Raw genomic sequence first — 26,144 nt, forward strand, 5'->3', positions numbered from 1 at the left:
GTGGGGGCAGGCTGGGGGAGGACCAGGGCGTGGACGAGAGCGGGAGTGGAGACGGGAAAGGCGAAGAGACCCAGCAAATCCAGGGCCCTTACCCGGTGGAGCTGGCAGGTGAGCTGGCCGCAGTGGGAGGTGTCCATGGGCAGCGTGCGCGCCATCCCTCTGGACAGGCCGGAGGTTTTCAGCCGCTGCCGTTGCCGGTCCCCGGTGAGGCGGTTTTCCAAGGTCACGACCATGGTCAGCCGAGCCACCGGGAGGAAGGAGCGGGTGTGGGCGGCAATCTGCCACTGGCCGCTCTCCCCCTGCACCAGTTGAGACGCCGAGGGGGTCAGTTCCAGGTGCACTCCGATCCCCCCCCGGAGGCTGAGAGCCAGGGAGAGGAGGGGGAGGGCGATGACGCAGATCAGGAGAAACTGGGCCAGATAGCCGTTGTAGAAGATTTGAAGGGCCAGGGCGGCCAGCAGGGCCACCCCGTAGACGATGCGCCGGCCGACCATAACTTATCTCAACCGGGGGGCTTTGACCCCCTGCATCAGCCGGGCTATCAGCTCCTTTTGGGCCTGGGGGGTCTCCGCCGCCCGGGGGGCGAAGATGAGTCGGTGGGCAATGACGTCGTAGAACATGGACTGCACGTCCTCAGGGACCACGTAGTCCCGGTCCGAGGCCAGAGCCAGGGCCTGGCTGATGTGGGTCAGGGCCAGAGTGGCCCGGGGGCTGGCCCCCTGGAGAATCTGGGGGTCCCGGCGGGTGGCCTCGATGAGCTCCAGCAGATAGCTGAGCACGTCGTCGGACACATGGACCTGGTCCACCGCCCGGCGCAGTCCGGCCAGCCCGGTGTGATCCACCGCCTGCTCCACCTGGTCCAGGGGATTGCCTCCCTGGCGGTCCCGCACCATGGCAAACTCCGCCTGACGGGAGGGGTAGCCCAGGGAGAGACGGATGGTAAAGCGGTCCAGTTGGGAATCGGGGAGGGGCTGGGTTCCGGCGGCGCCCACGGGGTTCTGGGTGGCGATGACCACAAAGGGCTGGGGAATGGGGCGGGACACCCCGTCCACCGTCACCTGGCCCTCCTCCATGGCCTCCAGCAGAGCCGACTGGGTGCGGCTGGTGGCCCGGTTGAGCTCGTCGGCCAAAAACAGGTTGCACATCAGGGCTCCGGCGTGGTACTCAAAGCCCCGGCGCTCCTGATTGTAGACGGAAAATCCGGTGAGGTCGGAGGGCATCACATCCGGGGTGAACTGCACCCGCTGACAGCGCAGGCCCAGGGCCTTGGAAAAGGCCAGGGCCATGGTGGTCTTGCCCACGCCGGGGATGTCTTCCAGCAAAATGTGGCCCCGGGCCAACATGGACAGCAGGACCCGGGCTAACACCTGGTCTTTGCCCCGTACTGCCTTGCGTACTTGGGCGAGAATGCTGCGAATGGCCATCTGTTCGGTATGCATAGGATGGTCCCCTTTCTCGTGTGTATTGTATTATAAATTTGAGAGATGTCTCCCAGTGTTGGAAGTCTGTTTACTGTAAGAATACACCACAGGGCGGGGAGCGTCAATGGAATTTGGGGGAATGGGGCCTTTGTGGAAACCGTCTGTTTCATTCTGCCATTTTATTCTATAATGGGACAGAATTATTTTTATCCCCCGCACATTTCACCTGCCTCCACCGTTATATCAAATGAAAGGGGTGAGCCGCTGGCATGGATTTGGAAGAGCGATATGACAAGCTGTATCGGTACTGCTATATGAAGACCCGCCACCCCCAGACCGCAGAGGACATCACCCAAGAGACCTTTCTGCGCTTTCTCCGCACCCACAATGTGGGGGAGATGGAGCGGCACACCGCCTACCTCTACACCATTGCCCGCAACCTCTGCGTGGACTTCTATCGAGCCAGACAGGAGTTGCCCCTGGACCAGGTGCCCCCGCCGGTCCAGGATGAGGAGGAGGCACACACCCTGCGCATTGCCCTGGAGCAGGTTCTGGACCAATTGCCGGAGGAGGACCGAGAGCTCATCTTCCTGCGGTATACCAACCAGCTTCCCGTGGGAAAAATCGCCGACCTTCTGGGGGTATCCCGCTTTGCGGTGTATCGGCGGGAAAAACAAATTTTGAAACAGCTGCGCAGTCAGCTGGATGGGAGGGAGTTTTATGCGTGACAAACCATGGAAGCAGGGGCTGCAACAGGTCTATCTGCCCCCTGCGGCCCGGAAAAAACAGGAGTTTTTAAAGCAGTTCCAGCAGCCGGAGCTGTCCAGCTTCCGGTTTTTGGTCACCCAGGGGGCGTATCTTCGCCCCTGGAGCTGGCTGGTATCGGTGGGCATATTGGTGATCGCCCTGCTCATCACCCAAAACAATAACCCCCAGGAGGTCTGGCGGGTGTCTGCCTTGCTGCCCTTTGCGGCGCTGGCCACCGTCACCGAACTCAGCCGCTCCGCCCGCTATCACATGGAGGAATTGGAGATGTCCGCCCGGTTTTCTCTGAAAACGCTGCTGATGGCCCGGCTGACCCTGTTGGGGCTGGGAAATCTGGTGCTGCTGGCGGTGCTCTTGCCCCTGGTGGCGGGATGGAGTCAGCTTCCGTTGGCCCAGACGGGGTGTATGCTCCTGTGCCCCTACTGCCTCACGTCTCTCATTTGCCTGGTGCTCTCCCGTCGGTTTCGGGGCAGCGAGGTGGTGTTTCTGTGCGCGGTAGCAGCGGCGGCGGTGAGCGGGCTGTGCTATCTGTGGCAGAGTGCATGGCCGGTCTTGGAGACGGGGAATCACCCGGTGACTTTGGTGGGATTCACCCTTGTTCTGCTGGGTTTGATGATTTGGGAGTATGGAAAGTATCTATTTTGTGGGGAGGAATTGGTATGGAATTGAACATGGACCGAATTACCAAGCAGTACGGCGCTAAAATTGCTGTAGACCGCATCAGCCTCACCCTCAAGCCCGGGGTCACCGGGCTGCTGGGAGCCAACGGAGCGGGCAAGACCACCCTGATGCGGATGATCTGCGGCATTCTGCGGCCCACCAGCGGTACCATCTCCTTGGACGGCCTGGATGTGTCCACCGAGGCCTACCGGGCTGTCCTGGGCTATCTGCCCCAGGACTTCGGCTACTATCCCAGCTTTACCGGGCTGGATTTTCTCCTCTACATGGCGGCGTTGAAAGGGATGGAGTGCAGCCGTGCCCGGCAACGCAGTCTGGAACTGCTGGAAGTGGTGGGGCTGGCGGAGGTGGGGCGCAAGAAAATCCGGACCTACTCCGGGGGCATGAAGCAGCGGCTGGGCATTGCCCAGGCCCTCTTAAACCAGCCCAAGCTTCTCATTTTGGACGAGCCCACCGCCGGGCTGGACCCCAAGGAGCGGGTGCGCTTCCGCACCCTCATCCAGGAGCAGGGAGAGGGGAACATCGTGCTCCTCTCCACCCACATTGTCTCGGATGTGGAACACATCGCCGATCGGATTCTGATGGTCCGGGACGGTCAGCTCATCTACGACGGGGAGGCCCACGACACCCCCCAGGACCTGGAAGGCTTTTATCTCAAGCAGTTTGAAGGGGGAGGGATGTGAGCATGTTTGGAACACTCTACCGCTATGAACTGAAAAAAATCCTCACAAGACCCTATGTGCTCCTCCTTCTGGTGCTGATGTTGGGGGTCACCATCTTTCTCAACGTGAAACCTCTTCTGGCGCAGGAGGAGGTGGCGTATGCGGAAGAGGACGGGACCTTGGTCTTTGACACCGTCTCCCGCTATGAGGCCATCCAGCTGGAGCGCCGTTTTTCCCAGGAGGACGCCGGGTGCCTGCTGGACAATGAGGCGGCCCTGGAAATGCGGGAGCTAAACGAATACTACCTGGAAAAAACCATTTGGCCAGTGAGTTTTCTTCTATTAAACCACTTTCTGGTGCAGGACGCAATTGGCGTAACATTTCTCAATCCCCTGGGGGACTGGACGGATCAGATGGCGGATAAGACCTACGAAGCCATAGCGTACTGGCAGGAGGAGCAATACCAAAACCAACGCCTCACCCAGAAGGAAATCGACTACTGGGAGACGGAGCGGGCTGGAATCACCACCCCCTATACCCTGGACTATGCCAAGGGGTACAGCGGGATCTTGAGCATGGCCCGCTGGCTCAACCTCATGGTGCTGCCCTTTGTGTTTGTCTGCCTGTGCGGCAGCTTTTCCGACGACCACGTGTACAAGACCTGGCCCATCCTCACCAGCAGCAAACACGGGCGGAAGTCCCTGGCACTGGCCCGGCTGGCGGCGGGGGAGACCCTGGCCGGCGGCATCCTTTTGTTGCTGTTTGCCGTCACCGCCGCCATCCAGTTCTTTGTCCATGGCGCTCAGGGGGCGGGGGTGCCCATTCAGCTGCTGGAGGTGGAGGACCTGCGCCCGGGATTTGGAGAAACCCAGTTGTGTGCCAGCAGTCGGGTCATGACGGCGGGGCAGGGGGTACTGGTCACCGTGGGCGTGAGCCTGCTCATCCTCCTGTTTGCGGGAGCTCTGGCCATGCTCCTGTCCAAGCTCTTTCGCCGGGCCATTCCCGCCCTGGCACTGCCTCTGGGGCTTATGCTGCTCTCCCTGATGTTTGGTCCATCGTACTATAGCCGGATGCAGGTTCAGGTTTGGAGCTATTTTCCCACCTACCGTATCACCGAAGAGTTTCTTCTGGATGAGCGGCTGGTGTCCCTGGGTGGGATACAGTTGGACTGCATCACCGTGTCGGTTTGGCTCTATGGCCTGCTGGCCATCCTCTGCCTGGTGGGGTGCTTCATGCTGTACCGACGGCACGTGGTGGAACAGGAATGAGGTGGCGGTATGAAGGGATTTGGTGCCCTGTACGTCTTTGAGCTGAAAAAGATTTTGGGGCAGCGGCTGGTCCTGGTGTCCCTGCTGCTGGGGGCAGCCATGATATTCGGCTGGAATCTGCTCACCTTTTCCTCCACTGGGTACTACTACAACGTCTACAATGCCCAGGACGGTACGGTGGAACGGCAGATTGCAAACTACGGAGCAGTGGAGGCCATGGGCCGGGATTACCTGCGAGGGTTGTCCGGGCAGCTGTTGGACGATGCGCTCATGGAGCAGCTGGCGGCGGAATACGCAGACAGCGACACCGGGACCATTCTGAGTAATTTGGATGGCTACTCGCCCTTTTCCTATCTCAACACCATGCTGGGCCAGGAGGTCACGGCTCAGAGATTTTACCGGGACAAGGTGCGCCGCTTTGAGGTCAACCAGGAGGAGTGCCTTTTGACCGACCAAGAGATGGCCTATTGGCAGGGAAAGGCCAGCAGTCTGGGGCCATTTACCCTGGACTACGCCGGAGGCTGGCAGGCCATGGCCCGGGATTCCGGCCTGCTGTGCCAGGTGGCGGTGCTGCTGTCTGCTATGTGTCTGTGCCGCCTCTTCTCCGAGGAGCACCGCACTCGCACCGACCAGCTGGTGTTGACCAGCGCCAAAGGGAAAACCACCGCCTTTTGGGCCCGCTGGGCGGCGGGGTGCAGCTTTGCCGCTGGGCTGACATTGGTTTTGTCCGGGGTGTACATCCTGGTCTACGGTGGGTTTTACGGGCTGGATGGCTTTTCCACCGCTCTCCGGTTGTGGAGCCTGGGGACGCTCCCCCTGCACCTGTCCATGGGCGGATTTGTGCTGGTGCTGCTGGCCCTTCTGGTGCTGGGGTGCATGGCCATGGGTGGATTGGTGATGCTGATCTCGGAGCTGCTGCGCTCGGCGGTGCTGGCCCTGGCGGTGCCCTTTCTCCTGTCCGGGATCACCGTTTTGGGGCTGTTTCAGGGCCAGGGACGCCTGGTGGAGCAGGTGGCCAGCTACCTGCCCTTCTCCCGTATCAGCACGGCCACCCTGTACGACTACTTCCTCGTACCCCCCTTCCAGCTCAACGCCATTGAGTTCAGCTTTCCGCTGTATGTCCTGCTGGCCCTTCTCTTTGGAGGCCTGTGCTGGCAGTGCTATCGGAAGTATCAGGTCACCGGGCGATAGAACGTGAATAGAAATCATAAAACCCGCTGGGATTGTGAAATTCCGGCGGGTTTATCTTAGGAGAACAGGGCGTCAACACAAAAAGTCCTGACGGAGACGGTTCCATATGCTATAATGATGAAACGAAATGCAGAGAGAACAGGAAGGGGTCCTATTGATATGCTAGAAGTAGTCTTTAGCCGGAGTGCATATGGCAGCCGGAGAGTGGCCCAGAGCTATGGCGTGGGACCATATCGTAGCGGCACTGCTGTGGCGTTTGTGGAGGGCGACCAACCCACAGAGGAAGAACTCCATGATGCCCAGATGCAGGCGGAAGAACGGGCCCGTCGGGACTGGGAAAACGCCGTTTCTCTGGGAAGTGAGAGAAATGATAGTTACTGTTTCGATCTGGCCCTCAGTGTGGGCGAGATCACGGAGACAGAACCGGGGGAGCAGAGACGTGCCACTTTGAAGAAGCTCGCCTCGGTCTGGCCCCGGGAAGACATGGAGCAAGAACTGGAGGAAGAGTTACAAAACGCCCGGCAGGATTTGGCTTCCGTCTTGGCCCGGTGTGCCGGGGGAGAGGACGTGCGGGTATGGTACAGCCATAATCCGGATGAAATGTGTGGCATGCACTGGCTGATGGCCCAACTGCACCCCTTGAAACAGCGGGGAACGGTCTATTTGATCCAGATTCCAGCGTGGAACGACCAGGAGGACACCACGGTTCGCACGTATCAAGGCTGTGGAGAACTGGGCCCCGGCGAATGGGGGAAGTATCTCTCGTTGCAGCGGGAGGGGAAGCCTGCGCTGGTAGAGGCCTGTGCCCAGCGTTGGCGTGAACTTCAGAAGGAGAATGCACCTCTGCGGATTTACCTCAATGGCAGACTGCAAAGTGCCCCGGAAGAGGTATATGACAGCTATATTCTCAGAGAATTGAAGACCCAGGAGAGAGAATTTGTGGAAGCCAGGGCCATTGGCATGATCTTGGGCAAGTACCAGCTTGGGATTGGAGATGCCTGGATTGCCCAGCGAATCGAGCAATTTGTCAAAGAGGGGCTGTTTGAGGTCCTGACGCCTCCGGATTCGGATGGACCGACGTATAGCCGTACACTTCGCAAGAAAATGTGAGAAATAGGACTTTTCTGTAGCCTTGCAGGACTACTTTTGTCTAAAATGTGGGAAATAGAGTACCATTTGGTTATATGGGCAGAAAGGGGCAAACAATGGAACAACTGGAACTGTATATTCCAAAGTTGGAAGATTTGTGGTTTTTTCAAAAGATGACATCTGATCCGGAGACTATGGCCTACAACGCAGGTTGGGATGTGGACTATGATGGATACCACCGGGACACTGGCTGCGTGGATTACCCGGACGAGGTGCTACCCAGCTGCTATGAAACTATGGTTGGACACGAGCCAGAGCGTTTTTATGCCTATATCAAACGCAGTTCCGATGGTGCGTGGATCGGTGACGTGAACTTCCACTATACACCTGAAAAGGACTGGTGGGATATGGGCATCGTGATCTATGCACCCTTTCGAGGGAAAGGATATGCCGTTCCTGCGCTGAAGCTGATGCTGGACCACGCATTTCGCATCTGCGGTGTGACGCGAATCCATAACGATTTTGAAGTGGCCAGAAACGAGATTGCCGCATGGGAAACCCATCGGAAAGCGGGATTTCAGGAACTGGGTGAAGAGGACGGCTTTTTACAAATGATGATTACCAGAGAAGCGTACTTCAATAGGGGAAAATGACAGAAGTATCCTATTGTACTGGAACAGGCAATCAAGCAAGAAGTTTTACAAACAGCGTGGACGAGTAAAACGGAGATTCAACAGCTTCTGGATCGTGGAAAGTTGGTACATATACCTTCGTATACCCATGTGCCATGTGCGCAGTAAGGACGGAAGAATTTCATGCCATGCCACCTCCTTTGTCCGTGTCATGGATGGTAAAATTGCCTCCATAGATGAATATTGGGGGGATGATGGATCAGCTCCAGAGTGGAGACGGAATATGCATATTGGTACGAAAATTAAGGAGTAACTTACTATGAGCATCATCCATAATGAACTAAATAAAATGGGGATTGTCTGTCAAGATGTTTCTGTCTTGCAGGATAAGGATGGTGTGATTGTTGCCCGAGTTGTAAGTGGCGAGAAGTCCTATGTGGTGAAATATTTCCAAAAGGACGAATTGTGCCAAACACCAATGACAGCGTACATGCTATTTTCTCTAGGTTAAAGGGAAAAGCAGCAACTTGTCTTTCTTCAAATGCGGTAGTGGGACCAAACAGCAAAGTCCAAATCTCTTACGGTAAGGTTCGGGTGTTCTGTCTGCATTTCAGCAACTGCTTCTGTAAAAATAACCTGGCATTCATCATTGGTGACATCGTTTCCGCAAGCATCCCGGATACTCCTGTGAATATGGACATCCGGTTTACATCTGCTCGTATCTCCGGCAAGCATAAACAGATAATTTACTCCTGCATCTCCAAAGCCCTTTATCCCATTCAAAACGATTTCCAGCAGTTCAGGGTGGGAATAATCTCTGAATTCAGCAAGGGTGTTGATATTAAGACACTTCAGGTATGTTGCAATTTTATAGCATATCTCTTCTTTGGGAATGCCGCCAAGCTTTTGATGATTACACACGACCTTATCCGAAAAATACTGTAATCCACAATGATTCATATGTTCTAGGAAAAGGGATAGATTGTCATCTGTGTCCATCACATTTCCATTCAAGTAGGTGTCCGCATATCTATGGACAATCGGAACAGTCACAGATTTATATTTTGTACGCAGAGAATATACGCAGTCAATAATACAGATGGGCAACGAATGGTATACTGACGTAGTGCCCTGGATATGTATATTATTTCTGCAAAATTCAACAAACTCGGCTGTGTATGGATGGGCCATAAAACAGACTTCCCTTTCCGTAAAATTCACTAGCTTTAATCAATCCAAACCCCGTATGGGTCACGGTTTGGGTCAAGCGGAAACGGACTCGTCAAAGAAGCCTCGCACCGGCTGAGAGGAAAGCTCCCGTTTTGCCAGCTCTCGCTCATAGTTGACACGGGTGATCTCTTCAATAAATGCCTTTTGTGTGGGGGTGGCTGTGGGCCAAGAGACATTGAACTTTTTGCACATGGAGAAAAAAGTTCCGTACCATAGCCGGTCTTCCTCGCTCTCATGGGTGAAATACCACTTGGCGTTTTCCATATTCAGCCCTCCTCCAAGTAATCTGTAAAAATCATCTGTGCAGCCTCGTCACAGATCAAATATCTGGGTGCTGCATTGGTTTTCCGACTGGGCAAACGAACCGCACCAAAATCTCGCTCATAATGCTGTGCCAACTCCGGCGTCTTGGCATCCAGCGTGACATCGCCGTTAAATCCGGCATCCACGGATAACTTAATGCCATAGGCAATCAACGCCCGACCGATTCCTCCGTATTTCGGTGTCTCTACAAGGGTTCGATTGCTTTCCGCTTGGCTCTCCATGTAGACGATACGGACACCCATCGTTCCATTTCGGACTTCATAGGCCCCCAAAGCCACCAATTCCCCTTCTGCTGTTTTGAACGCATACAGGTCAAAGCCGCTGGATGTGATGTAATGGCTGGTCCAGTCTGTCTGCCATTGGGGATCGGAGCATGAGACCTCCAAATCTTGCCGGGTGGCTTTTGCAGCAGTCACAAAAACTTTGGCTTTCTTTGTGTCCCAGATATAAAGTCTGAACTTGGCCACATTGCTCACCTCGTTTCTTGTAATCAGTATACCACGACAATGCCATGTTTACAACTTCAGTGGGCAATAGTCCCTGGGTGTTCCCATCCCCCAATGGCGGGCCCATCTCCCCGGACAGCGTGCTGCATATGCTCCATCGGGTACTGAAACGGGCAGGGCTGCCCAAGGTACGGTTCCACGACTTGCGTCACACCTTCGCCACCCTGGCCTTGCAAAACGGGGTGGACGTGAAAACCGTATCTGGAATGCTGGGCCACTTCTCCGCAGGGTTTACCCTGGACACCTACGCCCACATCACAAGCGCAGCCCAGAGGCAGGCAGCACAGACGATGGGGAGTGTGCTGGCGGGGACGATTGAGACGTGAACACTTCATATTTCCTTGCAAGTCTTTGGACGAGGAAAATTCCAAAATATATAGCAGTTTCTCGTAAAATATGTTTGGGTAGGGTGCAGATCGTCACTAGACATGGAAACCCCTGCCCGAACATAGCAATGTAATTTCCTACTTATTTCCAAGCAGGGTGAGTTGCTGAGAAATTAGAAAAAACTCTCTGTCTCTGTCACTGTCAACGACATCTGGCGAGTACAGTGAAAGCGCTTTATGTCTTCCTCTAATGGTGTATTCAATGCTAATTTTGTCAATTTTAACTCCATATAATGAAATTTGTTCATAATGGGCATTAGAAACCGTGCTTTTATCTATCGTCTTTGTTCTTTTGTTAAATACAAAAACGATAGTTTCATCAAAGAAACATGCTTTTCCTGTATGAAAGATAAGGAAAGAAAAGGTTCCGTACACAGTTTTGAATAATATTGGTGCAAGAAAAGCCATAATGATGGCGGAAATGAGAATGAACAAGAATGGATTGATTGTGTCTCCCCAAAAGAAGTACTCAATAAAAGCTAAAATAAACCAAAGAGGAATTACCATGCATACTCGCAACGCTATATTTTGATGCTGAAACTCGATTTCCATCTCTGTGAGCACTTCCTTCTACTGCAAATTTTAATATAAACGAAATCTTAACATGTAACCACGACAATTTCTATACCAGAAAGAACATTTGGCGAGGGGTGACAGATCTTGTTGAGGCAGTCGAAGTGAAAACCTCCATATCTCCACCCCTAACCGCTCCAAACTCCCGTATGGGTCAGCGTTTGGGTCAAGCCAGTTTAGTGCCGTTTCGACACTACTAGGGGAGGGAAGCCATCACAAATCTAAACCACCGAAAAAGTCCTGAAATTCTGGTAAAGTTAGTGAATAGTGAAGAGTGAATAGAGAAAAAGGAAATCCCAGATGCGAAAGCATCTGGGATTTATGGTTGCGGGGGCAGGATTTGAACCTACGACCTCCGGGTTATGAGCTGCGGATTATTGATGATTTTGGCTCCGTTGGATGCCTTTCAGCCCTTTTTGCTTGGAATGTGTATGCTGTTTGACCCTGCGTGTTTCGTTGGCTCCACGCAGTCCAGACCTCGTATGGGTCAGGGTTTGGGTCAAAGCTGTTTCAGCTCCTCCAGGAACTTTGGAAGGACATCATAGATAATGGCGCAGATGACCGTCCAGTTGGTGTCCTCGTAGTGGTGAACCAGCCGATGCCTCAACCCGGCAATTTTCACCCACGGAATGGTGTTGTGTTCCTGTTTGAACTCAGCGGTCAGGTTGGCCACATGTTCCCCGATGTTGTACAGGGGAGTTGTCACCGCCCATTGGATGGGCTCCTCGTGAAAGATTCGTTCGGGGGTAATGTTTTCCCGGCTGATGTAGTTCAGCAATTTCTCCGTGGTTTCCTGAATCTTGGTGATTCGTTGCTCGTCACTGTACTTCATGCGATTTGCACGCCCTCCCCCATAATCGTATCGTAGAAGGTGGAATCAGGATTGATTTCCCTAAGCTCAAACACATCAACGGGCTTGTTCAGTGTCATGTGTAGTTCCTCTGCAATGCACAGCACATCGGTAGGGTCGAAATTCTTACCACCAACAACGATCAAATCAATGTCCGAGGAAGCATCCGCCTCTTGTCGGGCGTAGGAGCCAAACAAGATGGCCCGCTCTGCATGATACTTTTTCAGCAAGGTCAATACCACCGCAGAAATCTCATTCAGGGAGTAGATTTGTTCAGACATACCTGCATACCTCCTCCGTGGTTGGTGTACCATCTGTCCTCGTAGCTATTATACCATGGGGGACGGAGAAATAAAAGTTGCTTCATTGGGGCACCATACATAAGGAAGATGTCCCAAGCGGCGTTGCGTTATCGTTTCGTGTTGCAGTTCGATTTCTAATAATGTTTTTCTCATTCGATAAATCAGAGGATTGGCTTGATTACAGAATCTGATTTTTATAGTTTTACAAATTATAGATCGAGTGTATGATGATTTCTTTGCCATTTTCTTTCGCATATTGTATTTCTTCTTTTACTGAACTTCCTATATATCCTTGAATATCCACGACATAAATCCCATCAGAAATATCTATTTTTTTGTAATGTGCCTTTTTAAGAGCATCCAAATCAAGAGAAGTCAGTTCCTTCTTTTCTGAATTATACACACATTGCAAAACATTATAACCATATTTTGTTTCTAATTCAAACGCTATTACACGCATTTCTTTTTCATATTTCATACTGCCGCATATTGTAATAGTTTTCATAATATTTGCCTTTCTAAATTCCAGTTTATCGTTTCGATACGAAACGATTATGGTATGAATTTGTGAAAAATTCTACTGTGCAGGTAGAAAAAAGAGACATGAGCAACGCATACCGCTTTCAGAGCGTGATTGTTGTGTCGGCAAGTTGCGATACCAGACAAAGGGAGAACTTACTACCTCATGTAGGCCCTCCATGGGGGGGCTCTGTTTTCTGGGCTGCGGTCTGCTGTCGCTCGTAGTTGACACGGGTGATCTCTTCAATGAACGCCTTTTGTGCGGGGGTGGCTGTGGGCCAAGAGACGTTGAACTTTTTGCACATGGAGAAAAAGATTCCATACCATAGCTGATCTGCTTCACTCTCATGGGTGAAATACCACTTGGCGTTTTCCATGTTCGGCCCTCCCTCCAGGCAATCTGTGCCGCCGGTTTTCTGAAACCAGTGTACCATGACAGTACCGTGTTTACAACTTTGATAGGCAGCGGAACTTTCCCGCCCCGTTCCCCTTGTGAGCCGATGTGTGGCCTCTTGGCGGATGGGGAGGGCAACCGCCCCAGCAGAGGCTCTCGAGCAATTTGAGCCGATTTTTGGGGCAGCGGGCAGTCGACGAAAGTATAGCAGGAGAAAGGAGAGGGGGCGGTCACGCCCCCTCTCCGGCCACAAATGCCCGCAGTGCGGGCATTTGTATAGGGGTCAACTAGGGCGTTGTAAACGAGAAAATCATGGCCAAAGGCTGGCGTGATTCCCCGTACCCTTAGAGCCGCAACAAATTTACAGGGGTTGTGGCTGGCTTGCGGCATAGTAGCTCAGGATTTGCGTCGCCGAAACAAAGACAAAAGCCTCTTTCATGGAACCCTGCTTTTTCAGTGGCGCAATAGCCTGCTCTAAGGAAGATGTTGATTTCATCAGAGTGATTGCGCCCGTATTAACCGAACAATCCAGTAGACCATATCCCCAAATACCGCCACCAATGTCACGGGCAAAAACCACACCGGCAGGGGCAATGCCAGGGCGCACCAGACAGTGATCCAGGTAAATATGACTACGACCAGCAGCTTTAGCGTACTGAGCAGATGGCGCAGGAGGATATGCACTTGCTCCTGTTTTTTTATCCCGTTTCCCCCTGCGTTCCAGGTACGGAAGATCTGCTCCACTACTGTCAATAGGCCGTATACCAACCACGAGATCACTGGTAATATCAGCAACTCCGTTCTGGAACTCCAGCGGTCAATTTCCCCGGCGGCGTTAAAGTGCATGGGGACTTCGTCCGGTATGCGTTGCCAGAAGGCAGTCAGAAAGACCACCGTGCCTAGTAATAACAACAGGCTCAACCGATTCATGATCTGATCCAAAGGATATTTCTTCATGGTTGTGTTCCTCCTTGGTACAGAATTTCTGCCTTTGGCCCCATGTTCTATCCCCTGCCTCAAGGAACATTTGCTATTGAAGGTGGTGGCACGGGAATTTACTCCATTATAAAATACTTATATGCCTTGTGCAAGGCATCCTGTCCATACGGTAGGCGTTCTGAAAGAACAGAGAAAGAAAGTGGGCAATAGCCCCTGGGTGTTTCCCTCTCCCAGCGGTGGGCCCATCTCCCCGGACAGTGTGCTGCATATGCTCCATCGGGTGCTGAAACGGGCAGGACTGCCCAAGGTGCGGTTCCACGACTTGCGCTACACCTTCGCCACCCTGGCCCTGCAAAACGGGGTAGATGTGAAGACCGTGTCCGGGATGCTGGGCCACTTCTCCGCAGGCTTCACCCTGGACACCTATGCCCATATCACCAGCGCAGCCCAGAGACAGGCAGCGCAGACGATGGGGAACGTGCTGGCGGGGACAATCCAGACTTGATTGTTGCTTGAAAACTTCTGCCTGGAGTTTTGTAAGGTTTCCAGAGTAATGGGGGCGTAGGGAGGGCCACTTCAAATTACAATCTCAAGACACTCTATGGGCTGTCTTACACAAAATTTAGGAGCATTGGTGACATGGATGGCTGGATGTGGTATGATAACAATAAATAGTTTCATGTTGCGGAGGTGGAATGCGAAAATGCACAAAAATCGTTTGATGTATTTTCTAATAATTACATTTTCTATCACAGGTATAGCTTGGATTAGTCTTGCTGCTTTAACGAAATTGTGCATTATTTCGTTCACACATCCAATAGGTACCATTTTGCATATTATAGGCGGGTTTGGACCGACAATCGCAGCCTTACTTCTAATAGACGAGAAATTGACATTCGATTCTGTGAAAAAGTTTGTGTTTCATGGAAAAAAGAAATCGATGACCTGTTTTTGGATACTGTCTGTTATGGCAATAGTAACAATTGGGATTTCGTCGATGGAATTTAATTCGGTACTGCCGTGGTATCTGGTACCAGTCGTTTTTCTTCAAGCCGTATTTATATATGGAGGAGAAGAAGAATTGGGTTGGCGTGGTACAATGCAGCCTCTATTAGAGAAAAAGTATAATTTTCAAATAGCGACCGTAATTACAGGTGTGGTATGGGGCGTTTGGCATATTCCGCTTTGGTTTGTGGAAGGCTCATCTCAACAAAATATGGATTTTTTGTTATTTTTAATCCTTGCAGTAATATTAAGTTTTTGGCTGGCTGCGATTTATAAAAAGACACAATGTGTTTTCGCTTGTAATGTCTTTCACGGACTGATAAATACGCTTTTATCCGTGTTTGTTGTTAAGCTAAATCCAGTATTGGTGTTGGGGCTCATTGTTATGTTGGTCTATTCCATATACCTATGGTATGACGAAGATAAGAAAATGAAAATTTCGAATTTGTCCCAGTAAGGCCAATTTTTACATAGCAGTCCTGCACGGCTAGTCCAGGGCTGCTTTTACTTTGTGAGTAGCTGCCGGTGTTGTAGATTATGTTCTGGCGCATCCTCTCCGGGAAAATCCAGCTCTCACCGCTCCAAACTCCCGTATGGGTCAGGGTTTGGGTCAAGTGCATTGGGCAGAGGGTTAGACAAAAATACCTCTTCCCTATTCACTATAACTTATTCCCTCCAAAAATCCCGGATGTGGACTGTTTTGAGTGAATAGTGAAGAGGTAAGAGGGAATAAGTGAAATCCCAGATGCTTTCGCATCTGGGATTTATGGTTGCGGGGGCAGGATTTGAACCTACGACCTCCGGGTTATGAGTTCAAAATTGAGTGTTTTTTATTGTTTTGTAAAATCCGGGAAAGTGTTGCGGCTCTAAGGATTGCTGGTTTTGTGTGTTTGCTTTCATTGAGTAAAATAGTTGAACTTTTTGCAGTGGAGTTGAATTTTTGTTGAACTCAAAAACACACCCCCCGGCCCAGTGAAGGGTCGGGGGTTTCCTGTCACTTACAGGGCGAACAGCACAGCGGCAATAATGGAGACCACCGCAACGCCAGCACAGCAGGCGGCGCACACTTTGAGGTTGCGGCTTCGGCGGTTGGCATCCCGTGCCACGTCCAGAATCAGGCGACAGGCGGGGCAGGTGTCGCAGTCGGTGGCGGGGTTACAGTGGCGGGTGCAGTTGGTGCAGGTGCTCATTGTCTACGCTTCCTTTCAGCGGGTCAGGCCACAGGCTTCGGCGATGGCATCGGACAGGCTGCGCTCCATGCCTTGCAGGTCTGCCACTTTTCTCTGGTTGTCTGCGCCAACACGTTGGGCCAACTTCCCGGCAGCTTTTGCCAACTGGTAGCACGGCACAGTGTCCCCGGGCTTGCTGCCCAGCACCCGCTGGGTGAGGGTGTCCAGTTCGTCCACGCTGTTCTCGTTGAAGGTCAGCCCGCTAAAATACTGTTCGTGGGCAATCTCCGCTTGCTGGTATGCACTCTGGAGCACGGACAGGGCCCAGGGCTGGCCCCGGAACGTCTCCAGCAGAGAGGCACGCACATTCACAGGGAGTTCTTTGCCCAGCTTTACCACGTTCAGTGCGTTCTGGAGGTCTGCGCCAAAGTCCACGGTTTGGCTCATGTTGCGCAAGGCATCCCGGATGGTTTCCGCCTCTCTCTGGATTTGATTGCACAGGGGGAGAATGTTGGCCCGGTAGTCCTCCCCGGCTCGGTTCACCAGCTTCTCCCGGCCTTCCTGGGAGTACATTTTTTCGTTGCGGATTTTCTCCACCTGTGCCCGGTAGCTGTTGGCGACTTTCGCCACATCTTCCAGGCGGGAGAAAATACGGTCGGTGGAAGTGCCCACCCGGTGCTGCTGCTCTTTGATAAAATCGTTCATAAGTATGTTCCTTTCGTTGTTGATTATAAGTCGTCAATGATGATTATGTCCGCTTGGGACATAGAGGCCACGGCACTCTCCAGGGTGGAGAAATACCGGGACGTCCCGCCCCATAGGCGTTCCCACAGGTTTGTGGGTAACAGGACTATGATACCAGGCCCCCGCCCGTTGGTGGCGTTCTCCAGCCGCTCCAGGCGGGTTACAAGTGCTTTGTTCATGGTGCATCATCCCCTTCCGCTTCCATGCGCTCCAGGGCCTCCAGACGGCGGGAGAAGTCCACCACTTCGGTGAGTTTGGCGGCCTGATCTAACAGGGTACGGGCAGCGGTGAGGCGGTTTTGTTCTTGTCCGTTTTCGCAAATCTCCACAAGGGCGGAGGCTGCGGTGGCGGTGCTGTGCTGGAGGTAACGGACGGCCCCCTCCAGAGCATCCCCCTGGGCTTCCCGTAGCTTGCGTATAAAGTCCGGGTTTTGCCGTCTGGTGTAAAGCTGCCGCACGGATAGCCCACACTGTTGGGCTGCTGCGTCCAGGGTTGGGGTGCTCAACAGTGCGGCAATAACACACTCATCTGAAACAACCTTTGTTCTGCTCACAATGCCCCCCTCCTTTCATCGGCGGTTATCGGCTGATAAGGCCCGTTGTCCCCGATACCCTCTAATGCATCTAGCCACGCATTTCGACGGCTGTTGAAGTCACCGGGAGGGGGCCACGTTGCTGTTGCTTTTGAGGTTGGAGTTGTAGTTGGGGTTGTTGTTGGAGTTGAGGTTGTAGTTGGATAACACCCGTCATCACCCGATAACGGGTGATGTGTTTCGGTGTCTCCCGGTGCTTGCTGGGGGTTTTGCTTCCACACCTCAAAGGGCGGGGCCGTCTGTCCGTTCCGCTTGCACTCCCGAACTACTACGGCATAGCGCTTTTGCAATACTTGTGCCTCGTACCGTTCATTGTCCCGGTCGATCTTGGGCTGTATGAAGTCCCAGGCGATGGACAGGGCCATATCGTCCCCAAAGTCTGGAACAACGCTAAACTCTCCATAGTCCAAAATAGCCTCGAAAAGCTGGCCCTTTTGCTCGTTTGTGAGCCGTTTTAAGCATGGGCGGGTGTCAAAATACAGCATTGTGCCGGGTCTACTCATTAAAAACCTCCATAGTAATGTTGTCCATGACAAGCTGTCCCGCCAGCTCCTGGGGTACAGTGCGCTCAATGGCCGCCGCTGTGCGTAGAATCTCCCCGGCCCGGTGTCGCAAGCTGCGGACACAGGCCACGGTTTCCTGGGCAGTTTCCGGGAGAAAATAGCCACGGGCGTTATCGGACAGGACAGGAACCCCGGCCCGCCGCTCTTGCTCGATCATCAGACGCACGGTGCGCCCGTCTAAGCCCGTCAGGGCCTCCAGTTCCCGGCGGGGTAGGGCGTTGGCCTGTCCATGTAGTAAAAGCCTTGAAATGGCTCCCTGAGCCGTGGTAAACTGGATGTTGGAAGTGGTGGCTCCGTCATAAGTCCCCGTTTCCTGCCGCTCCGGTGTTGCAGCACCGTGGGCGGCGTTTTTTTGTTTAGGCATCTGCTGCTGTGCCCCCTTCCTGGCTGGCCTGGTTGAGCTGTTCTACCAGCTTGTCGAAGTTGATAAGGCACTTTTTCCCGCTCTGTCCAACATAGACACAGGGGAGTTGCTTCTGTTTCTCCATCAGCCGCAAGGTGTACTCTGATAAGAGTCCTGTTTTTGCGACTTCACGGATAGACATAAAGCGAGGTACATCCATTGTCATTACAAAACACTCCTTTACATGAAATTGAAGTTGCTTTCTGTCTTCAATCGTAGTATACTGCAATTAAAGAAGGTTGAAAAGCCACATTATAACCGCGTATAAATGAGATTGCAAAATAAAGGAGGTTTTACAACCCTATGAGTGAATACGAAAATCGAAAGCGCATTATTGGGGAGCGCATCAAAGGTGAACGAGAGATAAAGGGGTGGAGTAAAAAGGAGTTCTTGAAACAGATCTTCATGGCGGAATCGTCCACTAAGACTTTGAATGCATGGGAAAAGGGAGAGCGTTTACCAGATTTGGATTCTTTAGCTCAAATGGCTAAGGTGTTCCAGTGCGATATTGGGTATCTTTTGGGGGATTATGACACACGGCGGCATAAAAATGCCGATATTTGCGAAACCACAGGACTTTCCGAGAGTTCCGTGGAGTTTTTACGATGCAAGAAGGAATGGGAATCGACAACTGAGGCCAAAGTCATTGACTTGTTATTAACAGACGCAAGAAAACGTGATGAAGAACATGATTACAGACCTATTACCAGTCTGTTGGAGTTCTTTTTCAAGTACAGGGATGGAGCGGGACAGCGAAAACAGGTGTTTTCCAATGGCATGGTTGTTGACTACAACAGAGTGGATGGGTTTATATCGTCCAATTCCATAGCTTTGGATGGTCGCATTGTTGAAAATGCAGTTCTTATGGAGATTGAAGGGGCGTTAAAGAGCCTAAAACGAAGCATACAGGCGGGGGAGGGTAAATAATGGCTAACATTCAAGAGCGCCGGGACAAGTCCGGCAAGCTGATCTCCTATTCCATTCGGGTACACCGGGGGCGGGGGATGGACGGCAAACAACTGAAACCCTGGACGGCTACCTTTGAGGTATCGCCCACCTGGACGGAAAAAAGCGCAAGAAAAAAGGCTGAGGCTTTCGCCGCAACCTTTGAAAAGGAGTGCCGGGAGGGTGTCACCACGGACAGCCGCCAGAAATTCCAGGCATATTGTGATTATGTCATTGGATTGAAAGAACAACGGGGGGTGAAGCACTCCACCATTGTGAGATACAAGGAGTTGACAGGCCGCATCTATCCCCAGATAGGCCACATCAAACTCAAAGAGCTGCGGGCCGATCACCTGAATGATCTATACACCCTCTTGGGCCAGGACGGGCAGAGCAAGCGGGGCGGCAAGCTGTCCGCCAAAACCATTCTGGAGCATCACCGCCTGATCTCCACCGTACTGGAACAGGCCACAAAAGAGGGCCTTGTCCCCTTCAACGTGGCCAGCCGTGCCACACTGCCAAAGGTGGAGCGGAAAGAGGTGAACTACTTCCAGCCGGAACAGGTGGCGGCAATCCGGGAGGCCCTGGAGCAAGAGCCAATGAAATGGAAAACCCTTGTCCACCTGCTCCTGATCACCGGTGCACGGCGGGGGGAGGTGTTGGGCCTGAAATGGGACAAGGTAGACTTTGAGGGCAACCGCATCTATATCTGTAACAGTGTGTTGTACTCCCCGGACGTGGGCATCTATGAGAGCACCCCCAAAACCGAACGCTCCCGGCGGTATGTCACCCTTCCCCCGGAAACCATGCAACTGCTGCGGCGGTATCGGGCGTGGCAAGCTGAGGAACGGCTCAGACTGGGGGAGTACTACCAAAACCAGGGCTTTGTGTTCTCCCAGGACAACGGAAACCCCATGCACCCGGACAGTGTGACAGATTGGCTAAAGAAGTTCAGCAAGCGGCACGATCTGCCCCACATCAACCCCCACGCGTTCCGCCATACAATGGCCTCTATGCTGTACTTCCACGGAGTGGACAGTGTGAGCATTTCCAAACGGCTGGGACACGCCCAGGTGTCCACCACGGCGAACATCTACGCCCATGTGATGGAGGAGGCAGACCAGCGCAACGCCGACATTCTCTCTGAGGTTTTCTTGAAGAAGGCTTGAATTTTCAGAGCGAGTTGAATTAAAGTTGAATTTTCGCACAGGCTCCATTTTTGAAATATGCGAAAAAATAAAGAAAAACCACCGTTTCGTTGCTGAAACGGTGGTTTTTATGGTTGCGGGGGCAGGATTTGAACCTACGACCTCCGGGTTATGAGCCCGACGAGCTACCAAACTGCTCTACCCCGCGATATAAAATTGTGGTGCCGGAGACCGGGATCGAACCGGCACGGGATTTCTCCCACGGGATTTTAAGTCCCGGGCGTCTGCCAATTCCGCCACTCCGGCCCGTGGGCAAGAATTATAATACCATGGCCCCGGGGCTGTGTCAAGAGAAAATTTTAAAATCGGGAAAAATTCTTCTTGACGGCAGAGCGGGGGTGTGCCAAACTGGGTGAGAATAGGAGGAACCAGCTATGGGAAAGGAATTGACCGAAAAGGACATTGAACTGATGCGCCAGGAGCTGTATCACCGCCGGTTTGAGCTGCGGCCCAAACTCATCGAGGCGGTGAAGGAGGCCCGGGCCTTTGGCGACCTCAGCGAGAACTTCGAGTACAAGGCCGCCAAGCAGGAGAAAAACCGCAATGACAGCCGATGCCGGTACCTGGAGAACGTCATCCGCACCGCCACCATCATCTCGGACAAATCCCAGGAGGGGACGGTGGGGCTGTACGACAAAGTCACCCTCTATGTGGAGGACGACGAGGAGGAGATGGTCATCCAGATTGTCACCACCATGCGCCAGGACGCCCTCAAGGGCCTGGTGAGCAAGGAGTCCCCGGTGGGCCGGGCGGTGTTGGGCCGCCGGGTGGGGGACCGGGTGACGGTACAGGTCAACGACAACTACGGCTATGACGTGATCATCCGGGCCATTGAGCCGGGCGAGGACAACGGGGAGGCCCCCCTGGTGTCCTTCTAATTGGATAGAAAGGAAGAAGAACCATGAAGAAGATGAAAACGCTACTTGCTGCGGTGCTGGCCGGGGCCCTGTCCCTGAGCCTGGCCGCCTGCTCCGGCCCCAAGGCCGCCGAGACCACCACTCAGCCCACTGACCAGCCCACCCAAGAGGTGTTCCAGGGTGAGGACGTGCGCCTGGCGGTGCTCTCCGGCCCCACGGGCATTGGAGCGGCCAAGCTGCTGTCGGGCAGTGACAACGGCGACACCGTCAACCACTACACCTACACCGTGGCCTCCGACAACAACGAGGTGGTGGCAGGGCTCACCGCTGCCGACGGGGAGTATGACATCGCCATGGTGGCCTCCAACGTGGCCGCCAACCTGTACAACAAGACCGAAGGGGATGTGAAGATTCTGGCCCTGGGCACCCAGGGTGTGCTCCACATTCTGGAGGGGAGCAACGGCACCGCCATCCAGTCCATGAAGGATTTGAAGGGCAAGACCATCTACGCCACCGGACAGGGGGCCAACCCGGAGTATATCCTCCGCCACCTGCTCACCGAGAATGGCTTGGACCCGGACAAGGATGTGGAGATCGTCTTTGCCGACGCCACCGAGATCAGCGCCAAGCTGCTCTCCGGGGAGATCGACACCGCCATGCTCCCCGTCCCCGCTGCCACCGCCGCCATTGCCAAGAGCAAGGGCAGCGTCCGGGACGCCATCGACCTCACCACGGCCTGGAACGACCTGGACAACGGCAGCCAGCTCATCATGTCCGCTGTGGTGGCCCGGGCGGACTTCCTGGCCGAGCACCCCCAGGCAGTGGACGCCTTCCTGGAGGAGTATGAGGCTTCCGTCACCTATGTCAAGGAGAACCCGGAGGAGGCGGGGCAGCTGGTGGCAGACCTGGGCATCGCCCCCTCCGCCGCCATCGCTCAGAAAGCCATCCCCCAGTGCAACCTGGTGTTTTTGTCCGGGGAAGACATGAAACCCGCCATCAGCGGCTACTATGAGGTACTCTACTCCATCGACCCCACCGCAGTGGGCGGAAAGCTGCCGGATGACGACATCTACTATGTCCCCTAAGGGAAAGAAAACACTGTTCCGGGTTGCCATACCCCTGGCTGTCTGGCTGGGGGTATGGCAGCTGGCATCTTGGTGGGTGGGGCGGGACCTGCTGCTGCCCTCCCCGGCCTCGGTGGCGGCATGCCTGGTAGAATTGAGCCAGACCGGGGAGTTCTGGCTGTCTGCGGTGTCCACCCTGACCCGGGTGGTATGCGGCCTGGTGGGCGGGGTGGTGCTGGGCACTCTGTTGGCCTTTCTCACCCACTTTTCCACCTGGGCGGACCGGATTTTCTCCCCCGCCATCCGGGTGCTGCGGGCTACCCCGGTGGTGTGCTTTATTTTGCTGGTCTACTTATGGGTGGCCCGGGCCAACATTCCCGGACTCATCGCGGGAATGATGGTGCTCCCGGTGGTGTGGGGCAGCCTGACGGCGGGGCTCAAGGCGGTGGACGGACAGCTGCTGGAGCTGGCCCGGGCCTATGGTTTCTCCTGCCTCAAGACCCTGCGCCTCATTTACCTGCCCTCTCTGCGCCCCCACTTCACCGCCGCCCTCCTCAATGGTTTCGGCCTGGCCTGGAAGTCCGGGGTGGCCGCCGAGGTGCTCTGTCCGCCCAAATTCGCCATCGGCTCCAGCATTCAACAGGCCCGGCAGGCCCTGGAGACCCCGGAACTGTTTGCCTGGACGGCGGTGATTGTGGTTCTCTCCCTGGTTCTGGAGGGGCTGCTGGGGCTGTGGCTGAAACCCAGAGGGGAGGGTGCGACATGATACAGGTGGAACATCTCACGGTACGATACGGGGACAAGGTGGCCCTGGATGACGTGAGCGTCTCCATTCCCCGGTCCGGGGTCACCGCCCTGGTGGGCCCCTCTGGGTGCGGCAAGACCACCCTGCTGCGGGTGCTGGGCGGGCTGATGCAGCCTCAACAGGGGAAAATCTCCGGCCTGAACCCCGCAGAGACTGCGTTTCTCTTTCAGGAAAACCGCCTGCTGCCCTGGCGCACGGTACTCCAACACCTCACCGATGTGGCCCCCCGCCACCCCGCCATGGCCCCCCAGCACTGGCTGTCCCTGGTGGAACTGGAGGGGGAGGAGGAAAGCTACCCTGCGGTCCTGTCCGGCGGTATGGCCCGGAGGCTGGCCCTGGGGCGGTGTCTGGCCTTGGAGCGGGAAGTGCTGCTGCTGGACGAGCCCTTTACCGGGGTGGACCCCCAGCGGGCTCAGCGCATTTTGCAGCGGCTGAGAGACCTGGGCAAGCCGGTGATTTTGGTGGCTCACGAGCCCCACTTGGCCCAGAGCTGTGACCGGGTGGTGGAGCTCAAGTAAAAAACAGGGATTTATCGCAAAAAAGTACGGTCAGCGAAAGCTGACCGTACTTTTTTGTCTGTTGGGGATTAGCGGCGGCTGCGCTTGTAGGCCACGGTGGCGGCTCCCAGGCACACCACAGCGGAGGCCAGAGCGGCCACATACCACAGCACCTGGGCGGAGTCGCCAGTCTGAGGCACGTCGGGCTTCTCAGAGGGCTTGGCGGTGGGCTCCACGGTAGGCTGAGCGGTGGGCTGAGCGGTGGGCTCCACAGTGGGAGTGACCACCTCTTCCAGAGCGGCAATGGCGTCGTTGAGCTTGGAGACCATAGCGGCCACCTCGTCGGTGGTCAGGGCGCTGTAGGTCAGCAGGTCGGAGGCCTCCTTCACCACGCCCTGGAGCGCAGTCCAGGACTCCTGAGTGTACAGGGAGGAATCCATGCCGGCGATGCTGCCCAGCACAGCGGTGATCTCGCCCTTGTCGCCCACAGAGAGAGCGTTGTAGCTCAGGCCGTAGCCGTTGGCATAGGTCTGGCCGTTGAGAGCAAAGACGTTGTCGGTGAAAGCGCCCTGCTCCTCGTCATACTCCATGATGTTCACAGGCAGAGTGCCCTGGGCGGGGAAGATGCCGAAGGCCACTTCCACACCGGCGGGGACGTTGGGACCAAAGGCGGCGTCAGGCACCAGGCCCTCGGTGGGGTCCATGCCCTTGTTGCCGTACACGGCCATGATGGCGTCGGCATTGTCGTAGAACTGCACGTCATAGGGGTGGGAGATGCTCATGACCACGGACTTCTTGCCCAGCTCGTGGGCGGTGTTCACGATCATTTCGGGCATGTCCCGCTTCCAGGTGCCCGGCTTCATGGAGGAGCCACTGAGCTCGGAGATGACGATGACGTAGTCGCTCTCGGCGATCTTGTCCTTGATCTGGGCCTGGGTGGCCTCGTCGGCGTTGTAGTAGATCAGGGACTCATACTCCACGCCGTCCACCAGACCGGCAGCCTGAGCGCGGCGGAAGCCCAGCTCCAGGCCCGGGGTCTCGTTGGAGTAGGCACCCACCAGCAGCACCTTCTCACCGCCCTTGGTGCGGATGGGCAGAGTGTTGTCCTCGTTCTTCACCACGGTGACACCGGCGGCGGAGATTTCACGCTCCTCCTGGCGGTTCTCCTCGGAACCCACGGCGGCCAGAGCCTTCTCCAGGGAGTAGTCGGCGGGGTCGTAGTCCAGAATGCCCCGCTTCTCCTTCAGGGTCAGGATGCGGGTGACGGCCTCGTCGATACGGCTCTGGGGAATCTCACCGGACTCCACAGCGGCCATGATGTCGGCGATGATCTGGTCCAGGTTGTCCACGCTGCTGTTCCGATCCAGCACGCAGGGCATGAGCAGAATGTCCATACCAGCCTTGATGGACTCGATGCAGGCCTCGGACTGAGTGTACAAATTGGCCAGACCTGCCATGTTCATGGCATCGGTGATGAGAACGCCGTCGTAATCCATGTCACCCCGGACGATGTCGGTGAGGAAGACCTTGGACACGGTGGCGGGGATGTAGTTGCCGTCCTTCATGGTGGGGTCAATCTGGGGATAGGCGATGTGGGCCACCATGAACATGTCGGTGCCCGCATCCATAGCAGCCTGGAAGGGGACCAGCTCCATGTTCTTGATCTCCTCATAGCTCTTGTCCACAACGGGCAGGCCGGTGTGGGAGTCGGTGGCGGTATCGCCGTGGCCGGGGAAGTGCTTGGCGGCGGTGATGACGTTGGAGGCGTTGATGCCCTCGATCATGGCCACGGCGAAGTCAGCCACCTTGTAGGGGTCGTCGCCGAAGGAACGCAGGCCGATGACGGGGTTATTGGGGTTGTTGTTCACATCCACCACAGGGGCGAAGTCGGTGTTGATGCCCAGGGCGCTGAGCTCCCGGCCGATGATGGCACCGGCCCGCTTGGCATACTCGGTGTCACCGGTGGCGCCCACGGCCATGTTGCCGGGCAGAGCGCTGCCGGAGCCCAGACGGTACACAATGCCGCCCTCCTGGTCAATGCCGATGAGCATGGGCACCGGGCTGTCCTTGCCCTCCAGGTTCTTCGCCTGCAGGTCCTGAACCAGGTTGAAGCTCTGCTCGGTGGTCTTGACGTTGTCGGCGAAGAGGATGACGCCGCCAAAGTCGTGGTCGTGGAGCACCTGGGCCACCTGATCGTTCATCTCGGTGAAGTCAGGGGCGGTGCCCTCTCCGGTGGTAGACCAGTCCCGGAAGTCGGGCATGAGCATCTGCTCCACCTTTTGTTTCAGGGTCATGTTGCCCAGAATCTCCTCCACACGGGAGGAGGCGGCGTTGGCCCGGGTGGGGGCCAGGAAGGGGACGCACAGAGCCGCTGCTAAGGCACAGGCACCCACTCTTTGCAAGAGTTTTCTTTTGTCCATAGAACAGTCTCTCCTTTCAACGGGGTTTCCCAATTTGGCGTTGACATTATAATGCAAAAGTGAGTTTCTTGTCAAGCTATATTTGTGCAATAAATACGAAAAAAATACACCCCGGAGTTGGGACCAAAGGGCCCCGTCCGGGG

At 54.8% G+C, this 26,144-nt stretch carries 32 protein-coding genes, 2 tRNA genes and 3 pseudogenes; 17 read left to right on the forward strand and 20 right to left on the reverse strand.

Features of this window, described 5'->3' with window-relative positions; genetic code table 11:
• Together B5F12_RS08990 and B5F12_RS08995 are read right to left on the reverse strand one after the other, a co-directional pair.
• Positions 1 to 494, reverse strand: a pseudogene (locus B5F12_RS08990) (DUF58 domain-containing protein); the annotation flags it as partial.
• Between the two features lie 3 nt (positions 495 to 497).
• Positions 498 to 1,439: a MoxR family ATPase gene (locus B5F12_RS08995; RefSeq protein ID WP_087233498.1), complete on the reverse strand. Its 942-nt coding sequence runs from the start codon at positions 1,437 to 1,439 to the stop codon at positions 498 to 500.
• A 251-nt stretch (positions 1,440 to 1,690) separates the two neighbouring features.
• Here B5F12_RS08995 and B5F12_RS09000 point away from each other — a divergent pair, with 251 nt between their 5' ends.
• From B5F12_RS09000 to B5F12_RS09035, 8 genes and pseudogenes are all read left to right on the forward strand, one after another.
• The gene (locus B5F12_RS09000; RefSeq protein WP_087233501.1) at positions 1,691 to 2,149 is read left to right on the forward strand and encodes a sigma-70 family RNA polymerase sigma factor; all 459 of its coding nucleotides are present in this window, start codon (positions 1,691 to 1,693) and stop codon (positions 2,147 to 2,149) included.
• A complete protein-coding gene (locus tag B5F12_RS09005; RefSeq protein WP_087233504.1) occupies positions 2,142 to 2,855 on the forward strand; it encodes a hypothetical protein in 714 nt (237 codons plus the stop codon). Before B5F12_RS09000 ends, B5F12_RS09005 begins: the two co-directional genes overlap by 8 nt.
• A pseudogene (locus B5F12_RS09010) lies at positions 2,846 to 3,478 on the forward strand (ABC transporter ATP-binding protein); the annotation flags it as partial. The gene B5F12_RS09005 and the pseudogene B5F12_RS09010, both read left to right, overlap by 10 nt.
• A 71-nt stretch (positions 3,479 to 3,549) precedes the next feature.
• The gene (locus tag B5F12_RS09015; RefSeq protein WP_087233509.1) at positions 3,550 to 4,794 is read left to right on the forward strand and encodes a hypothetical protein; all 1,245 of its coding nucleotides are present in this window, start codon (positions 3,550 to 3,552) and stop codon (positions 4,792 to 4,794) included.
• 9 nt (positions 4,795 to 4,803) lie between these two features.
• Positions 4,804 to 5,985 carry a hypothetical protein gene (locus B5F12_RS09020; protein ID WP_087233512.1) on the forward strand — a complete coding sequence of 394 codons (1,182 nt, stop codon included), beginning with the start codon at positions 4,804 to 4,806 and terminating at the stop codon, positions 5,983 to 5,985.
• A 159-nt stretch (positions 5,986 to 6,144) separates the two neighbouring features.
• Positions 6,145 to 7,095 carry a DUF3658 domain-containing protein gene (locus tag B5F12_RS09025; RefSeq protein WP_158096791.1) on the forward strand — a complete coding sequence of 317 codons (951 nt, stop codon included), beginning with the start codon at positions 6,145 to 6,147 and terminating at the stop codon, positions 7,093 to 7,095.
• A 95-nt stretch (positions 7,096 to 7,190) separates the two neighbouring features.
• Positions 7,191 to 7,727 carry a GNAT family N-acetyltransferase gene (locus B5F12_RS09030; protein WP_158096792.1) on the forward strand — a complete coding sequence of 179 codons (537 nt, stop codon included), beginning with the start codon at positions 7,191 to 7,193 and terminating at the stop codon, positions 7,725 to 7,727.
• A gap of 298 nt (positions 7,728 to 8,025) precedes the next feature.
• Positions 8,026 to 8,217 carry a hypothetical protein gene (locus B5F12_RS09035; RefSeq protein WP_087233521.1) on the forward strand — a complete coding sequence of 64 codons (192 nt, stop codon included), beginning with the start codon at positions 8,026 to 8,028 and terminating at the stop codon, positions 8,215 to 8,217.
• A 26-nt stretch (positions 8,218 to 8,243) separates the two neighbouring features.
• On the opposite strand, the gene B5F12_RS11760 is transcribed toward B5F12_RS09035, so the two are convergent.
• The 3 genes from B5F12_RS11760 to B5F12_RS09050 form a co-directional block, all read right to left on the reverse strand.
• On the reverse strand, positions 8,244 to 8,897 hold the full coding sequence (locus B5F12_RS11760) for a hypothetical protein (RefSeq protein WP_143482368.1): 654 nt from the start codon (positions 8,895 to 8,897) through the stop codon (positions 8,244 to 8,246).
• A gap of 72 nt (positions 8,898 to 8,969) precedes the next feature.
• On the reverse strand, positions 8,970 to 9,200 hold the full coding sequence (locus tag B5F12_RS09045) for a hypothetical protein (RefSeq protein ID WP_087233527.1): 231 nt from the start codon (positions 9,198 to 9,200) through the stop codon (positions 8,970 to 8,972).
• Positions 9,201 to 9,202: 2 nt separating this feature from the next.
• Positions 9,203 to 9,727, reverse strand: coding sequence for a hypothetical protein (locus tag B5F12_RS09050; protein WP_087233530.1), 525 nt, complete (start codon positions 9,725 to 9,727; stop codon positions 9,203 to 9,205).
• A 62-nt stretch (positions 9,728 to 9,789) separates the two neighbouring features.
• Between B5F12_RS09050 and B5F12_RS09055 the strand changes: the two are divergent.
• Positions 9,790 to 10,092: pseudogene (locus B5F12_RS09055) on the forward strand (site-specific integrase); the annotation flags it as partial.
• A 138-nt stretch (positions 10,093 to 10,230) separates the two neighbouring features.
• On the opposite strand, the gene B5F12_RS09060 reads toward B5F12_RS09055, so the two are convergent.
• From B5F12_RS09060 to B5F12_RS09085, 6 genes are all read right to left on the reverse strand, one after another.
• Positions 10,231 to 10,704 (reverse strand): hypothetical protein, encoded by a 474-nt coding sequence (locus tag B5F12_RS09060; protein ID WP_087233533.1) that lies wholly within the window; start codon positions 10,702 to 10,704, stop codon positions 10,231 to 10,233.
• 520 nt (positions 10,705 to 11,224) lie between these two features.
• Entirely contained in the window at positions 11,225 to 11,557 is a 333-nt protein-coding gene (locus tag B5F12_RS09065) for a HepT-like ribonuclease domain-containing protein (RefSeq protein ID WP_087233536.1), read from the reverse strand.
• Positions 11,554 to 11,856, reverse strand: coding sequence for a nucleotidyltransferase domain-containing protein (locus B5F12_RS09070; RefSeq protein WP_242954931.1), 303 nt, complete (start codon positions 11,854 to 11,856; stop codon positions 11,554 to 11,556). Before B5F12_RS09070 ends, B5F12_RS09065 begins: the two co-directional genes overlap by 4 nt.
• A 223-nt stretch (positions 11,857 to 12,079) precedes the next feature.
• Positions 12,080 to 12,382, reverse strand: coding sequence for a hypothetical protein (locus B5F12_RS09075; protein ID WP_087233539.1), 303 nt, complete (start codon positions 12,380 to 12,382; stop codon positions 12,080 to 12,082).
• Between the two features lie 178 nt (positions 12,383 to 12,560).
• Positions 12,561 to 12,773 carry a hypothetical protein gene (locus B5F12_RS09080; protein ID WP_087233541.1) on the reverse strand — a complete coding sequence of 71 codons (213 nt, stop codon included), beginning with the start codon at positions 12,771 to 12,773 and terminating at the stop codon, positions 12,561 to 12,563.
• 512 nt (positions 12,774 to 13,285) lie between these two features.
• Positions 13,286 to 13,747: a DUF1648 domain-containing protein gene (locus B5F12_RS09085; RefSeq protein WP_087233543.1), complete on the reverse strand. Its 462-nt coding sequence runs from the start codon at positions 13,745 to 13,747 to the stop codon at positions 13,286 to 13,288.
• A gap of 121 nt (positions 13,748 to 13,868) precedes the next feature.
• Here B5F12_RS09085 and B5F12_RS09090 point away from each other — a divergent pair, with 121 nt between their 5' ends.
• A complete protein-coding gene (locus B5F12_RS09090) occupies positions 13,869 to 14,234 on the forward strand; it encodes a tyrosine-type recombinase/integrase (protein WP_242954932.1) in 366 nt (121 codons plus the stop codon).
• Between the two features lie 138 nt (positions 14,235 to 14,372).
• Positions 14,373 to 15,191, forward strand: coding sequence for a CPBP family intramembrane glutamic endopeptidase (locus B5F12_RS09095; protein WP_242954933.1), 819 nt, complete (start codon positions 14,373 to 14,375; stop codon positions 15,189 to 15,191).
• A 541-nt stretch (positions 15,192 to 15,732) separates the two neighbouring features.
• Here B5F12_RS09095 and B5F12_RS09100 read toward each other — a convergent pair.
• The 6 genes from B5F12_RS09100 to B5F12_RS09130 all read right to left on the reverse strand — a co-directional run bounded on the left by B5F12_RS09100 (position 15,733) and on the right by B5F12_RS09130 (position 18,371).
• Positions 15,733 to 15,924: a hypothetical protein gene (locus B5F12_RS09100; protein ID WP_087233546.1), complete on the reverse strand. Its 192-nt coding sequence runs from the start codon at positions 15,922 to 15,924 to the stop codon at positions 15,733 to 15,735.
• A gap of 15 nt (positions 15,925 to 15,939) precedes the next feature.
• A complete protein-coding gene (locus B5F12_RS09105; protein ID WP_087233549.1) occupies positions 15,940 to 16,608 on the reverse strand; it encodes a hypothetical protein in 669 nt (222 codons plus the stop codon).
• Positions 16,609 to 16,631: 23 nt separating this feature from the next.
• Positions 16,632 to 16,826: a hypothetical protein gene (locus tag B5F12_RS09110; protein WP_087233552.1), complete on the reverse strand. Its 195-nt coding sequence runs from the start codon at positions 16,824 to 16,826 to the stop codon at positions 16,632 to 16,634.
• On the reverse strand, positions 16,823 to 17,200 hold the full coding sequence (locus B5F12_RS09115) for a hypothetical protein (RefSeq protein WP_087233554.1): 378 nt from the start codon (positions 17,198 to 17,200) through the stop codon (positions 16,823 to 16,825). Before B5F12_RS09115 ends, B5F12_RS09110 begins: the two co-directional genes overlap by 4 nt.
• Positions 17,201 to 17,734: 534 nt before the next feature.
• Positions 17,735 to 18,166: a hypothetical protein gene (locus B5F12_RS09125; protein ID WP_204221527.1), complete on the reverse strand. Its 432-nt coding sequence runs from the start codon at positions 18,164 to 18,166 to the stop codon at positions 17,735 to 17,737.
• Entirely contained in the window at positions 18,159 to 18,371 is a 213-nt protein-coding gene (locus tag B5F12_RS09130; RefSeq protein WP_087233560.1) for a hypothetical protein, read from the reverse strand. Before B5F12_RS09130 ends, B5F12_RS09125 begins: the two co-directional genes overlap by 8 nt.
• 137 nt (positions 18,372 to 18,508) lie before the next feature.
• On the opposite strand from B5F12_RS09130, the gene B5F12_RS09135 reads away from it, so the two are divergent.
• Together B5F12_RS09135 and B5F12_RS09140 are read left to right on the forward strand one after the other, a co-directional pair.
• Positions 18,509 to 19,132 (forward strand): helix-turn-helix transcriptional regulator, encoded by a 624-nt coding sequence (locus B5F12_RS09135; protein WP_087233563.1) that lies wholly within the window; start codon positions 18,509 to 18,511, stop codon positions 19,130 to 19,132.
• Complete coding sequence (locus B5F12_RS09140) at positions 19,132 to 20,319, forward strand: tyrosine-type recombinase/integrase (RefSeq protein ID WP_087233566.1); 1,188 nt, start codon at positions 19,132 to 19,134, stop codon at positions 20,317 to 20,319. Before B5F12_RS09135 ends, B5F12_RS09140 begins: the two co-directional genes overlap by 1 nt.
• A 110-nt stretch (positions 20,320 to 20,429) precedes the next feature.
• Here the strand turns inward: B5F12_RS09140 and B5F12_RS09145 are convergent.
• Both B5F12_RS09145 and B5F12_RS09150 read right to left on the reverse strand, forming a co-directional pair.
• Positions 20,430 to 20,506 (reverse strand) — tRNA-Met (locus tag B5F12_RS09145).
• A gap of 11 nt (positions 20,507 to 20,517) precedes the next feature.
• Positions 20,518 to 20,604: transfer RNA gene (locus B5F12_RS09150), tRNA-Leu, on the reverse strand.
• Between the two features lie 128 nt (positions 20,605 to 20,732).
• Here B5F12_RS09150 and B5F12_RS09155 point away from each other — a divergent pair.
• The 4 genes from B5F12_RS09155 to B5F12_RS09170 are packed head-to-tail and all read left to right on the forward strand — an operon-like array spanning position 20,733 to position 23,602.
• Positions 20,733 to 21,236 (forward strand): GreA/GreB family elongation factor, encoded by a 504-nt coding sequence (locus B5F12_RS09155; protein ID WP_087233569.1) that lies wholly within the window; start codon positions 20,733 to 20,735, stop codon positions 21,234 to 21,236.
• Positions 21,237 to 21,259: 23 nt separating this feature from the next.
• Positions 21,260 to 22,300 carry an MqnA/MqnD/SBP family protein gene (locus tag B5F12_RS09160; protein WP_242954934.1) on the forward strand — a complete coding sequence of 347 codons (1,041 nt, stop codon included), beginning with the start codon at positions 21,260 to 21,262 and terminating at the stop codon, positions 22,298 to 22,300.
• On the forward strand, positions 22,290 to 23,045 hold the full coding sequence (locus B5F12_RS09165; RefSeq protein ID WP_087233572.1) for an ABC transporter permease subunit: 756 nt from the start codon (positions 22,290 to 22,292) through the stop codon (positions 23,043 to 23,045). Before B5F12_RS09160 ends, B5F12_RS09165 begins: the two co-directional genes overlap by 11 nt.
• Positions 23,042 to 23,602 carry an ATP-binding cassette domain-containing protein gene (locus tag B5F12_RS09170; protein ID WP_087233575.1) on the forward strand — a complete coding sequence of 187 codons (561 nt, stop codon included), beginning with the start codon at positions 23,042 to 23,044 and terminating at the stop codon, positions 23,600 to 23,602. The genes B5F12_RS09165 and B5F12_RS09170 overlap by 4 nt, the downstream gene beginning before the upstream one ends.
• Positions 23,603 to 23,670: 68 nt before the next feature.
• Here B5F12_RS09170 and B5F12_RS09175 read toward each other — a convergent pair whose 3' ends face one another.
• Positions 23,671 to 26,001: a glycoside hydrolase family 3 N-terminal domain-containing protein gene (locus B5F12_RS09175; protein ID WP_087233578.1), complete on the reverse strand. Its 2,331-nt coding sequence runs from the start codon at positions 25,999 to 26,001 to the stop codon at positions 23,671 to 23,673.
• Positions 26,002 to 26,144 lie beyond the last annotated feature (143 nt).

It is taken from the genome of Pseudoflavonifractor sp. An176, from assembly GCF_002160435.1.
GTDB lineage: Bacteria > Bacillota > Clostridia > Oscillospirales > Oscillospiraceae > Enterenecus > Enterenecus faecium.